Origin of the sequence: Ectopseudomonas composti (assembly GCF_001567565.1) — a bacterium.
Lineage (GTDB): Bacteria > Pseudomonadota > Gammaproteobacteria > Pseudomonadales > Pseudomonadaceae > Aquipseudomonas > Aquipseudomonas composti_A.
This window is the reverse complement of the sequence record NZ_LSSW01000020.1, coordinates 24,477-35,191: the sequence shown is the minus strand read 5'-3', so window position 1 is coordinate 35,191 and position 10,715 is coordinate 24,477. Positions and strand designations below refer to the sequence as shown.

Annotated in this window: 13 protein-coding genes; 1 reads left to right on the top strand and 12 read right to left on the bottom strand. The window is 64.7% G+C overall.

Going from position 1 to position 10,715, the window contains the following annotated elements; genetic code table 11:
• Nucleotides 1-28: 28 nt before the first annotated feature.
• The 10 genes from PCLY_RS06135 to PCLY_RS06090 are packed head-to-tail and all read right to left on the bottom strand — an operon-like array spanning nt 29 to nt 7,917.
• On the bottom strand, nt 29-454 hold the full coding sequence (locus PCLY_RS06135) for an acyl-CoA thioesterase (RefSeq protein ID WP_061238401.1): 426 nt from the start codon (nt 452-454) through the stop codon (nt 29-31).
• Entirely contained in the window at nt 447-1,988 is a 1,542-nt protein-coding gene (locus PCLY_RS06130; protein ID WP_061238400.1) for an HAL/PAL/TAL family ammonia-lyase, read from the bottom strand. The genes PCLY_RS06135 and PCLY_RS06130 overlap by 8 nt, the downstream gene beginning before the upstream one ends.
• Nucleotides 1,969-2,916, bottom strand: coding sequence for an LpxL/LpxP family acyltransferase (locus PCLY_RS06125; protein WP_061238399.1), 948 nt, complete (start codon nt 2,914-2,916; stop codon nt 1,969-1,971). Before PCLY_RS06125 ends, PCLY_RS06130 begins: the two co-directional genes overlap by 20 nt.
• Nucleotides 2,913-3,659, bottom strand: a complete 747-nt coding sequence (locus PCLY_RS06120) for a glycosyltransferase family 2 protein (protein WP_061238398.1) — start codon at nt 3,657-3,659, stop codon at nt 2,913-2,915. The genes PCLY_RS06125 and PCLY_RS06120 overlap by 4 nt, the downstream gene beginning before the upstream one ends.
• The gene (locus PCLY_RS06115; RefSeq protein ID WP_061238397.1) at nt 3,652-5,352 is read right to left on the bottom strand and encodes an acyl-CoA synthetase family protein; all 1,701 of its coding nucleotides are present in this window, start codon (nt 5,350-5,352) and stop codon (nt 3,652-3,654) included. The genes PCLY_RS06120 and PCLY_RS06115 overlap by 8 nt, the downstream gene beginning before the upstream one ends.
• Entirely contained in the window at nt 5,349-5,894 is a 546-nt protein-coding gene (locus PCLY_RS06110; RefSeq protein ID WP_061238396.1) for a COG4648 family protein, read from the bottom strand. The genes PCLY_RS06115 and PCLY_RS06110 overlap by 4 nt, the downstream gene beginning before the upstream one ends.
• A gap of 4 nt (nt 5,895-5,898) precedes the next feature.
• Nucleotides 5,899-6,165, bottom strand: a complete 267-nt coding sequence (locus tag PCLY_RS06105) for an acyl carrier protein (protein ID WP_061238395.1) — start codon at nt 6,163-6,165, stop codon at nt 5,899-5,901.
• A 12-nt stretch (nt 6,166-6,177) separates the two neighbouring features.
• A complete protein-coding gene (locus PCLY_RS06100; RefSeq protein ID WP_017678587.1) occupies nt 6,178-6,438 on the bottom strand; it encodes a phosphopantetheine-binding protein in 261 nt (86 codons plus the stop codon).
• A complete protein-coding gene (locus PCLY_RS06095) occupies nt 6,419-7,228 on the bottom strand; it encodes a lysophospholipid acyltransferase family protein (RefSeq protein WP_197432150.1) in 810 nt (269 codons plus the stop codon). The genes PCLY_RS06100 and PCLY_RS06095 overlap by 20 nt, the downstream gene beginning before the upstream one ends.
• Nucleotides 7,201-7,917, bottom strand: coding sequence for a beta-ketoacyl synthase chain length factor (locus PCLY_RS06090; RefSeq protein WP_061238394.1), 717 nt, complete (start codon nt 7,915-7,917; stop codon nt 7,201-7,203). The genes PCLY_RS06095 and PCLY_RS06090 overlap by 28 nt, the downstream gene beginning before the upstream one ends.
• A 249-nt stretch (nt 7,918-8,166) precedes the next feature.
• Here PCLY_RS06090 and PCLY_RS06085 point away from each other — a divergent pair, with 249 nt between their 5' ends.
• Nucleotides 8,167-8,940 carry a ParA family protein gene (locus PCLY_RS06085; RefSeq protein ID WP_061238393.1) on the top strand — a complete coding sequence of 258 codons (774 nt, stop codon included), beginning with the start codon at nt 8,167-8,169 and terminating at the stop codon, nt 8,938-8,940.
• Between the two features lie 92 nt (nt 8,941-9,032).
• On the opposite strand, the gene PCLY_RS06080 is transcribed toward PCLY_RS06085, so the two are convergent.
• Together PCLY_RS06080 and PCLY_RS06075 are read right to left on the bottom strand one after the other, a co-directional pair.
• On the bottom strand, nt 9,033-9,674 hold the full coding sequence (locus PCLY_RS06080) for a hypothetical protein (protein WP_061238392.1): 642 nt from the start codon (nt 9,672-9,674) through the stop codon (nt 9,033-9,035).
• A 240-nt stretch (nt 9,675-9,914) separates the two neighbouring features.
• The gene (locus PCLY_RS06075) at nt 9,915-10,712 is read right to left on the bottom strand and encodes a universal stress protein (RefSeq protein ID WP_061238391.1); all 798 of its coding nucleotides are present in this window, start codon (nt 10,710-10,712) and stop codon (nt 9,915-9,917) included.
• Nucleotides 10,713-10,715 lie beyond the last annotated feature (3 nt).

Sequence of the window (10,715 nt, the reverse complement as noted above, 5' to 3'; positions counted from 1 at the left end):
CCTGCCAGGACGGCGCTGAGCAGGCGTCTCACGCGATGGCCCTCTGCACGGCATCGATGAAGACCTGCGGCGAGTTGAACTGCATTTCTCGGGTGGCGATTTCCACGGCCACTTGCACGGTACTGCCACGGGTCATGCGCTCGCCCGTCTCGGCATCGCTGATCAGGTAGTTGATCTTCAGGCGGTTTTCCCACTCCACCAGGTCGGCGCGCACGACGATGCGCTGGCCGAACTGGGCGCCGCGCACGTAGCGCAGCTGCAGGTCGATCACCGGCCAGGCATAGCCGGAGTCACGCATCTGCCGGTAGTTGTGGTCGAGCTTGTCGAGCAGGGCGCAGCGCGCCTGCTCGAAGTACTTGACGTAGTGGCCGTGCCAGACGATTTCCATCATGTCGACGTCGTAGAACTGCACCTGCAGTTCGATCTGCGCCTGCAACACGCCTGATTTACGCATACAGCCCCCAGTGCTGGCTGCGGATGCGCTCCAGGCACAGGCGCAGCTCGCCTTCCAGGGCGCGGTCTTCGATCACCGGCGGGAAGTCACTGGCCAGTTGCTCGCGCATGGCTGCCAGCGGTGCGGGAATGTCGCGCTTGCCAGCGCGCTCGCGCAGCCACACGCCCTGGTTGGCGGCCAGCAGGGTGGCGGCAGCGACCTGTTCGGTCAGCTCCAGGCTGCGCAGCGCATCGCGCGCGGCGATGGTGCCCATGCTCACCTTGTCCTGGTTGTGGCATTCGGTGGAGCGCGAGAACACGCTGGCCGGCATGGTGTTCTTCAGCGCTTCGGCGGTCCAGGCGCTGGCGCCGATCTGCACGGCCTTGAAGCCGTGGTTGATCATCGCGGTTTCCAGCGGTGCGCCGGACAGATTGCTCGGCAGGCCGTGGTTGTAGCGGCTGTCCACCAGCAGGGCGAGCTGGCGGTCGAGCAGGTCGGCGACGTTGCCGATGAGGTTCTTCAGGCTGTCCATGGCAAAGGCGATATGCCCGCCGTAGAAGTGCCCGCCGTGCAGGGTGCGCTCGGTCTCGGCATCGAACAGCGGGTTGTCGTTGGCGCTGTTGAGTTCGATCTCGATGAACTGGCGCAGCAGGCCCAGGCTGTCGGCCAGTACGCCAAGCACGTGCGGCGCGCAACGGATCGAGTAGCGATCCTGCAGGCGATGCAGGGGCGGCAGCGGCGCTTCGACGGCCAGGTCCTGGCGAATCCAGGCGGCGACCTGGGTCTGCCCGGGGTGCGGCTTGGCGGCGAACAGGCGCTCGTCGAAGTGCTCCGGGTTGCCTTCGAGGGCGATCACGTTGAGTGCAGTGATGCGCGTCGCCAGTTTCAGCAGGTAGTCGGCGCGGGCATAGGCCAGGCAGGCCAGGGCGGTCATCACTGCGGTGCCGTTCATCAGCGCCAGGGCTTCTTTCGGGCGCAGGGTCAGGGGCGTCCAGCCGAGTTCTTCATGCACGTCGGCGGCGCTGCGGCGTTCGCCCTTGTACAGCACCTCACGCTCACCACTGAGGGTGGCGGCGACGTAGGACAGCGGGGTGAGATCGCCGCTGGCGCCGACCGAGCCTTCTTCCGGGATCAGCGGCAGCACGTCGTGATCGATGAACGCCTGGATGCGCTCGAGCAATTCCACGCGTACCCCGGATACCCCATGGCACAGCGACTGCAAACGGGCCGCGAGCACCGCGCGGGTGCTGGGGGCGTCGAGCAGTTTGCCCAGGCCGCAGCCGTGGAAGGTGAACAGGTGCTGCGGCAGTGCCTCGACCTGGTGCAGCGGCACCGCTACCACGCAGGAGTCGCCATAGCCGGTGGTGACGCCATAGATCACGCCTTCCTTGTCCAGCAGGGTGTCGAGAAAACGCGCGCCCTTGGCGATCTTTTCCCGGTAGGCCGCGTCGTTCTGCAACTGGGCTCGGGCCTGGCGTTGCGACAGGGCTACGATGTTCTCGATGTTCAGCGGGCGCTCGCCGAAGATCACCGGCTCAGGCTGGTATGTCGTCATCTCGCTTCCAGAAAGGGTAGAAGTTGAACCATTGGTTGGGGGCGTCCAGGCAGTGTTCGCCCAGGCGTTGCGCATAGCGTTGTGCCCAGTCGCGGATCACCTGGTCGCGCTCGCTGCGCTTCCAGGCCACGGCATCGGCGAAGTGTTCGAGGCGCACCTGGTAGCGGCCGTCGATTTTCAGGCAATGAATCAGTTCCACCGGGCACTGCAGCAGGCCGGCCAGCAGCCAGGGGCCCTGGGGGAAGGCCGCCGGCAGACCGAGGAAGTCGACCTCGACACTGCGCCCGCCGTGCAGGGGCACGCGGTCGCCGGCAATCGCCAGCCATTCGCCGCGCTCCAGGCGCTCGGCCAGTTGCAGCATGATCGCGGGGTCGAGTTCGCTCACCTGAATCAGGCGCAGGTGGCTGGCGCCGGACTCACCCAGCAGGCGGTTGAAGCGTTCGGCATGCTTGGTGTGCACCAGGACGTTCATGCGTACCTGCTCGCCAAGTTCGGCCAGCGCGCGGCAGACTTCCAGATTGCCCAGATGGGCACCGACCAGAAGCCGCCCGCGGCTGCCGTCGTGCATCTTTTCCCGCAGCTTGTCGGGGTCGTGCAGTTGCAGGTGCTGCAACGGCAGGTGGCCATTCCAGGCGTCGAGCTTGTCCAGCAGGCTGTCGGCGAAGGCGAGGAACTGACGTAGCACCGAACTTCGGCTCGGGCGCAGTTCGGGGCGTGCGCTCCAGGCTGCCAGGTTGTGCTGGTACTGATGGATGCTGGTGCGCGCGCTGCGGCCGAAGATGTAGAAATACAGGACGATCAGATACAGCAGCGGCGTCAGCGGACGGCGGCCAAGTCGGCGCACGGCGGCGACCGTGAAACGCATCAGCAGGAAGCTGCCGCGCTCCTTCTGGCGAGCCCAGTGATCCTTGTGTTCGGCAGCGCTCATGCAGCCAGCCTGCGCCAGAGAATGCGCGGTGCACGCAGCAACATGCCGAAGAACAGGCGGGCATGCATGCCGGAGATCAGCAGGTTGTCGTGCCACAGGCGAAAGTGTGAAAGGCCGTCGGCCGGGTAGTGCACGCGGGTTGGCAGCCAGTGCATCGGCTGCTCGCGCCAGGCCATGCGCACCAGAATCTCGGTGTCGAAGTCCATGCGCCGGCCGAGCTTGACCGTGTCCAGCAGTGCCAGGGTGGGCGGCAGCGGATAGATGCGAAAGCCGCACATGGAGTCGCGGATCTGCAGCGACAGGCAGTTGATCCAGACCCAGACGTGGGTCAGGTAGCGGGCATAGAGGCGCGACCTGGGTACGCTGGCATCGTATTGCGGGTAGCCGCAGACCATCGCCTCTGGATGCGCTCGAGCGGTGTCGAGGAAAGCATCGATGCTGCTCAGGTCATGCTGACCGTCGGCATCGACCTGCAGGGCATGGCTGTAACCGAGGCGCGCGGCTTCACGCAGGCCGGCCATCACCGCGCCGCCCTTGCCCAGGTTGCTGGGCAGGCGCAGCAGGTGGACGCCTGACTGCTGCGCCAGTTCGTCCATCACGGCGGCGCAGGTGGCGCTGGAACCATCGTCGACCAGCAGGCAGGGCAGCCCGGCGCGGTGCAGTTCGCTGACCACGCCAGGCAATGGCCGCTCGTGGTTGTACACCGGAATGACCGCGCAGGGTTTGAAGCCAGATTCAGCCATGGGCCGGCTCCAGCAGGATGCGTCCAGAGGAACAGGCCGCTTCGCCATTGTGGTAGGCGAAGTAGAGCTTGCCGCGCTCGGTGTCGAAACGCAGGGTGAGCTGCAGGGTGTCGCCGGGGCGCACCAGTTGCTGGAACTTGAGCACTTCCATGCCGGCGAAACGTGGCGGCAGGTCGCTGATCAACTGGCGCGCCAGTTGCTGCGCCCAGTCCACCTGGACCACGCCTGGGAGTACCGGGGTCTGCGGGAAGTGGCCGGTGAAGTGGGCAAGATCCAGCGGTACCTGCAACTGCAACAGCCATTCGCCGTCGCGTGCTTCGGCGCTGACGGGCTCTACCCGAGTCGGTCGTGGGGCGCTCAGCAGGGCGTCGACCTGGCTCTGTGGCAGTTTGCCCTGGCTGCTGTAAGGCAGCTCCAGCAGCAGGCGCCAGCGGCGTGGCAGGGCGATGGTTTCGCAGTGCTCGGCCAGGTGCCGGCGCAGGGTTTCGGTCAGCGTGCGGCGACCCTGGTTGCGCAGGGCGTGTACGCCACTCGGGCTCAGGGCCAGCACGGCGCCGAGAAAGGCGCGGCCTTCCTGGATCACCCCCAGGCGAGCGTCGGCAACCCAGTCGTGGCCGGTCAGCGCCTGCTCCAGCATGGGCAGGGAGATGCGTTTTTCCTCCAGCTTGACGATGCGGTCGAGCCGCCTGCGCAGGACGAAACGACCGTCGTCGCCGATCTCGGCGGCGTCCGCGCTCTGCTCGACATGCCCGGCGGGCAAGTACGGCGAAGCGATGCGCAGGGCGCCGGCTGCATCGAGGCTCAGCTCGACGCCCGGGAAAGGCTGCCAGGCGCTGTCGCCCTGACGCCAACCGATGCCGCCGGTTTCCGAGCTGCCGTAAATTTCCGTCGGCCATTGGCCCAGGCGCTCATGCAGGGCCTGCGCGGCCTCGGCGGGCAGGGCACCGCCGGAGGAGAACACTTGTTTGACTCGGCTCAGCGCCGGCCAATCGAGGTTGTCGCCCATGCGCTTGAGCAAGGCGGGGCTGGCTATCCAGGCGAAGTCAGGGGCGGCGCCAGCCTCTGCGCTCGTACGGCCCTTGGCGATAGCCAGGCTGGCCTGCTGCAGGTCTTCAGGGAAGGGCAGGGCGCGGCGGTATAGCGGTCGGCCGGCGCAGAGCGGCCAGAGCAGGCGAAACAGCAGGCCGTAGATATGCTGGCAGGCGACGCTGCCGAGGATGGTGGCCTGGCCGAGGTGCGCGCCCCACAAGCGCTCCAGCGCCTCGACCTCGTTGGCCAGTTGCACCAGGCTCTTGTCGATCAGTTTGGGCTCGCCGCTGGAGCCCGAGGTGCACAGGGTCAGGTGGCAATGCTCGGGCAGCAGGCGGGCGCTCGGCAGCGGCTCCGCGTCCAGCCCGCTCAGGTCATCCAGCCACAGGTCGACCTGATCTGCCATACGTTGGCGCGTCTGCGCCTGGGCGTCGGCGGGCAGCAACACCTGCACTCCGGCGCGCCAGGCGCCGAGCAGGGCGATGGCCAGTTCGCCGGCATCCTCCAGATACAGCGCCACGCGTTCCACGCTTCGCGCCTGCAGGGCGGCGGCCAGGCGCAAGGCGCGTTCTTGCAGCTGCGCATGCTGCAGGGTCGGCTCCAGGGCCACCTGCCGGTCAGGCCGGGCTTCCAGCAGCAGATCAGTGAGGGGCAACCAGGTCATTCGTGTTTCCTTACCTGCTGGCGGATCAACCATTCGCCAGCAAACAACAGGCCGATCAGGCCGTAAGAGATGAATCCGGTGTAGAGCGTCCACCAGGAAAGCGGCGCCCACATCGCCAGTGCCATCAGCAGCACGGTATTGCCTAGGAAGAACAGCGCCCAGACCTTGGTGACGGTGCGGGTGTAGCGCACGGCGACGTCCGGCAGCTGCGGCTCACGCAGGCGTGCCAGGCGCTCCACCAGCGGCGGGCCGAACTTCAGGCTGAGGCCGAACAGCGCCAGCAGCATCAGGTTGAGCAATACCGGGTACCAGCGCAGCAGGGCCGGCTCGTCCGCGACTGCCAGCAGCAGGCAGAACGCCAGCGCCGCCACGGCCAGCCACAGGCCACCGGGGCGGCGACGTGCCGTCAACGCACGGGCCAGCCAGAGCCCGCCGAGCAACACAGCGAACACGCGTGGCGACCAGTGTTCCATGCCGTAGTAGACGGCGAAGGGATAGAGGATGCCGGCGATCAGCAGCAGCAGGCCAAACAGGCGCGCCATGGGGTCAGGCTTGGGCCTGGGGCGCGTCGTTGATCAGGCGGTACACGGCTTCCACCACGTCGCCGACGCTACGTACGCTCTTGAACTCCTCGGCCGCCAGCTTGCGCCCGGTCTGGCGCTTGATATGGTCGATCAGGTCGACGGCGTCGATGCTGTCGATTTCCAGGTCTTCATACAGGCTGGCGTCCAGGGTCACGCGCTCGGCGTCCAGTTCGAACAGCTCCACCAGGGCGCTACGCAGGGTGACGAAGATTTCTTCGCGGCTTTGCATCTGGGCTAATCCTCAAGCGGCTTTCTGGGCAGAAACGAACGCAGCCAGGCTCGCGACATTGGCGAAGTGCTTGCGGGTGTCCTTGGCTTCGGCGTCGATCTTGATGCCGAAACGTTTCTGGATGGCCAGACCCAGTTCGAGCGCGTCCACCGAGTCCAGGCCCAGGCCTTCGCCGAACAGGGTCTGCTCTGCGCCGATGTCGTCGGCGCTCATGTCTTCGAGGCCGAGGGCGTCGATGATCAGGTTCTTGATTTCAAGTTGCAGATCGCTCATCTGAGGCGAGCTCCTTCATAAAGTGTTGATGCAGATGGTCGTTGAGCTTGCGCGAGGCAATCGGCAACGGGGCCTGCTCGGTGTATTGCCGCGGATCGATATCCTCCCCGACCCGCAGGCGAAAGTGAAAACGGCGCGACGGAATGCTGTACCAGGGCTCAGCCTTGGTCAGGGTGGTGGGGGTCACGCTGATGACCACCGGGGTCACCACGCTGGCGCCGCGCACGGCGATGGCGGCTGCGCCACGGTGAAATTCCGGGTTGCTGCCAGGTACGGTGCGGGTGCCCTCGGGGAAGACGATCAGGGTTTCGCCGTTTTGCAGGGCGCCGGCCGCTTCATCGAGCATGTCCATGCTGCCGCTGTTGCTGATGTATTGGGCGGCGCGAATCGGCCCGCGCATGCAGGGGTTTTCCCACAGGCTCTGCTTGACCACGCAGTTGGCGTCGCGGATGAAGGCGATCAGCACGACCACGTCGATCAGCGAAGGGTGATTGGCGATCACCATCTGTCCGGGGCGGCCAAGACGCTCGGCGCCCTCGACTTCATAGGTGAGCACGCCGGTGCGGTACATGAACTGAACGAATACGCGAAAGGTCCAGCTGACCACCGCCCGGGCGCGACTGCGGCGGCGCAAGGTGTCGCCGGGCAGCAGGCTGAGCAGGGGGAAAACCAGGACGCGCAGCAGCACACCGCCGACGCCAAACAGGGCGAAGCTCAGGGCGGTGGCGACGAGCCGCCATGCGTAAGGCGGACTGTATTGGCTCAGGCCTCGTTGCGTGACCAGGTCCATTGACGGTGTTTCCAGTTGTGAGTCAGCGTTGGCTGCCCGCCATGGAAGGCGCGCAGCAGGTTCAGGGGGTGTGGCCAGGCGGCGGGTAAGCCAGAGACGGCGGGCGCGAGGCTCAAGGTCCAGGTTTTGCCCGGTTTCAGCAGCAGAGCCAGCGCGTAGGAGAAGGGTACGTCATCTATGTAGGGCGTGTAGAGGTCGGGCGGCAATTCTTCGGCGATGACCAGCAGCACCGCCGGCGCTCCTTCGGCCAGCAGGCCACTGGCTTCGACCATGGCCTGCTCAAGGCCGTCTCCGGTCGCCGCCATGGCGGTCATTTCGCTATCGTCGGCGCGCAGGATCGACCACAGACCGATGATGGCGTTGTGTACCGACAGGCTGAACTGGGTGGGCGACAGCGGTTCGTCTTGCGCCAGCTCGGTGAGAATGTTCAGGGTGCGCGGGGTTTCGCCATGACGCGAGGCGAATACCATCGGCAGAGGACCTTGCCCATCGGCGAGTGGCCAGGCGACATGGAACAGCATCCGCGCCAGCCGGCTGAGGCGGCGCCGTTGCATGGCGGGAAGAAAACTCACGTCCGGTTGTTGTTGCTCGTCGCGCACGACCACAGGAGCGCTGCACCAGGCACGCCAATCATCCTCTGACTCCAGGCCGGGGGCCCAGGCGCGCAATCCTTCGATGTGGAAATTCATAGCACGAGGCTTTTCGCCACTCCGGGCATACTGGTGGGCACGACGATACGCCTGAAGGCGTCGCTATCAGTCAGTGCCATGGCATAGTGCCGGTACTTGTTCGGTCGGGCATTATCTAGATGCGCGCAGGACTGTGCAAACATTGCGCAGCTTCTTCTGATAGGCGGATGATGGCGATGTGGTCTACGTCTCGTGCCTGTCATGGCCTTTGCATAGAATTCGGAACATTCCAGATCAGGGAGAGCAACGATGCGACGTGTGGTATTCAACCAGAAAGGTGGCGTAGGCAAGTCCAGCATCGCTTGTAATCTCGCCGCAGTGAGCGCAGCTCAGGGCTATCGCACGCTGCTGATCGACCTCGATGCCCAGGCCAACTCGACCCACTACCTCACCGGCCTGACCGGCGAGGAAATCCCCATGGGCATCGCCGACTTCTTCAAGCAGACGCTCTCGTCCGGGCCGTTCGCCAAGAAGGGCAAGGTCGATATCTACGAAACGCCATTCGACAACCTGCACGTGGTCACGGCCACCGCCGAACTGGCCGAGTTGCAGCCGAAGCTGGAGCAGAAGCACAAGATCAACAAGCTGCGCAAACTGCTCGACGAGTTGGCCGAAGACTACGACCACATCTACCTGGATACGCCGCCGGCGCTGAATTTCTATACGGTTTCTGCGTTGATCGCTGCTGATCGCGTGCTGATTCCCTTTGATTGCGACAGTTTCTCGCGCAATGCGCTGTACGGCCTGCTGGCCGAGCTCGAAGAGCTCAAGGAAGATCACAACGAGGCGCTGGAGGTGGAAGGCATCGTGGTCAACCAGTTCCAGCCGCGTGCCACGTTGCCGCAGCAGTTGCTGGATGAGTTGATCGCCGAAGGACTGCCGGTGCTGCCGGTGAACCTGATGAGTTCGGTGAAGATGCGCGAATCGCACCAGGTGTGCACGCCGCTGATCTATCTGGATGCACGGCACAAGCTGACGCAGCAGTTCGTCGAACTGCATGATCTGCTCAACGCTGCAGACTAAGGCTGATCAGGGCCGCTTTGTTACGAGCCTTCAGTTCCCGCCAAACAAGAACGCCCCGAGATCATCGGGGCGTTCTTGTTTCAGTTGACCCGTCAGAGTTTGTTGGCGGCTTCCTGAGCAATTTCTTGCAGGCCTGCTTCGGTGATGGCTTTCCAGTCGCTATCGGTGACGGCTTGCATGCCATCGCTTTTCAGCGTGACGATTTCCATGTTCGGTTGGCCAGCAGCTTCGATGTTCAAGCGCGACTTGTTGTTGACCGTCACGTAGAAGAAGCCGGGCGAAAACCATGACCAGAATTCCTTGACGCGAACCTTCACCTCGGTAGCGCCGTCGGCATTAGGAGCTGTCACCACCTCATAGCCAGCTTGCCGGTAGGCAGAGGCCACGGACTCTTCGACCAGGGCAGACACGGTGCGGCCAGATGGCAGCAAAACGTCTCCGAGCGCTTTGCCATAGCCATTTCTCTTGCGGCCAAAGGCCCGCTCGGTGATCGAGCGATCAGTGGTTTCTGCATTCTTCAGCGACGGAATGTCGGCCTGGCTCGGCTTGATTTCGAAAACGCGCTCATCGACTGCGCTGATGTACACCTTCTTGCCGTTGCTGGCTTCAGGGGTGCCGGCCAGCTCCAGTGAAGGGGCCTTCACATCGATCTCGGAACGGCTTGTGGCGCAGCCAACGCAAAGCGCCAGCAGAAGACTAACGCCGGCCAGTCTGAGGGTCTTTTCCATACTCATAGAACTACTCCTTGTGTGCATCGGTTGGGCATTGGGCGGGGCGATTCTACAAGGATGATGGCGAATTGGCATCTGCGCCGCAGTGCCTAGGTATTGAGTCGGCGTTTGGGGACTGACCATAGGGCTTCTGGGGCCCTGCTCGGTAGGCGGGTTTGTTACTGCTGTGCAAAGGGCGGCCGACGGGCCGCCCCGAGTAAGGGCAATGGGTTGTCTCTGACCGTGCGTACTCTCGTGGCTGGTCTAGCGCACCACGAACACGTCGCATGGCGCCTTGTGCAGGAAGTGCTGCGCCAGGCTGCCCAGCAGGGCCTGGGAGAAGGCGCTGCGGCCGTGGCTGCCGAGCACCAGCAGCTCGGCTCGACGTGTCTTGATCTGCTCCTGCAGGCTGCGCAGGATGCCGCCTTGCAGCACTTCATGACTGAGTTTCGGGCCGCCCGCTGGCAGCAGCTGCGCTTCGTCGTGCAGTAGCTGATCGATCAGGCCTTGCTGAGTCTGCAGCTGCAGTTCGACCTGCTGCGGCGTGCCCTTGTCCGGCTCGAACACGTGCAGGGCGTGCAGCTCGGCATTGCCAGGCAGCAATTGATACGCCTGGCCGAGTGCGCTGCAGGCGCACAGGGAGAAGTCGATAGCGGCCAGCGCCCGCTGATAAGGCTGGAAGTCGTTGCGTGCTACCAACAGCAGCGGCACGGTGCAGCGGCGGGCGATGCGGTCGAGGCTGGTGCCGGAGAAGAAATCGTGGCGTTTCTGGTGCCCGCCCAGTACCAGCAGGTCGCAGCCGCTGTCCTGCACCTGTTGCAGCACCACTTCCGAGGGCTTGCCGCTGAGCATGCGCAGCTCGGTGCCTGGTGGGGCGTACTGGGTCAGGCTGCGATCCAGTGCCTGGCGTGCCTTCTCGTGCTGCTCGCTGCTCTGGCTCGGGTCGAGCACATGCAGGAGGGTCAGGCGGGCGTTGTGCTGCTGGGCCAGCTGAGTGGCGCGGCACAGCGCCATGTCAGCGGTGTCGCGCAGGTCGTGGGCGATAAGAATGTGCTTGAACATGGT

Excerpts from the sequence above, each read along its gene's own strand:
- PCLY_RS06115 (WP_061238397.1), bottom strand. The coding sequence starts at position 5,352 with ATGACCTGGTTGCCCCTCACTGATCTGCTGCTGGAAGCCCGGCCTGAC.
- PCLY_RS06090 (WP_061238394.1), bottom strand. The coding sequence starts at position 7,917 with ATGAATTTCCACATCGAAGGATTGCGCGCCTGGGCCCCCGGCCTGGAG.
- PCLY_RS06095 (WP_197432150.1), bottom strand. The coding sequence starts at position 7,228 with ATGGACCTGGTCACGCAACGAGGCCTGAGCCAATACAGTCCGCCTTAC.
- PCLY_RS06105 (WP_061238395.1), bottom strand. The coding sequence starts at position 6,165 with ATGCAAAGCCGCGAAGAAATCTTCGTCACCCTGCGTAGCGCCCTGGTG.
- PCLY_RS06130 (WP_061238400.1), bottom strand. The coding sequence starts at position 1,988 with ATGACGACATACCAGCCTGAGCCGGTGATCTTCGGCGAGCGCCCGCTG.
- PCLY_RS06085 (WP_061238393.1), top strand. The coding sequence starts at position 8,167 with ATGCGACGTGTGGTATTCAACCAGAAAGGTGGCGTAGGCAAGTCCAGC.
- PCLY_RS06075 (WP_061238391.1), bottom strand. The coding sequence starts at position 10,712 with ATGTTCAAGCACATTCTTATCGCCCACGACCTGCGCGACACCGCTGAC.
- PCLY_RS06080 (WP_061238392.1), bottom strand. The coding sequence starts at position 9,674 with ATGAGTATGGAAAAGACCCTCAGACTGGCCGGCGTTAGTCTTCTGCTG.
- PCLY_RS06100 (WP_017678587.1), bottom strand. The coding sequence starts at position 6,438 with ATGAGCGATCTGCAACTTGAAATCAAGAACCTGATCATCGACGCCCTC.
- PCLY_RS06135 (WP_061238401.1), bottom strand. The coding sequence starts at position 454 with ATGCGTAAATCAGGCGTGTTGCAGGCGCAGATCGAACTGCAGGTGCAG.
- PCLY_RS06110 (WP_061238396.1), bottom strand. The coding sequence starts at position 5,894 with ATGGCGCGCCTGTTTGGCCTGCTGCTGCTGATCGCCGGCATCCTCTAT.
- PCLY_RS06125 (WP_061238399.1), bottom strand. The coding sequence starts at position 2,916 with ATGAGCGCTGCCGAACACAAGGATCACTGGGCTCGCCAGAAGGAGCGC.
- PCLY_RS06120 (WP_061238398.1), bottom strand. The coding sequence starts at position 3,659 with ATGGCTGAATCTGGCTTCAAACCCTGCGCGGTCATTCCGGTGTACAAC.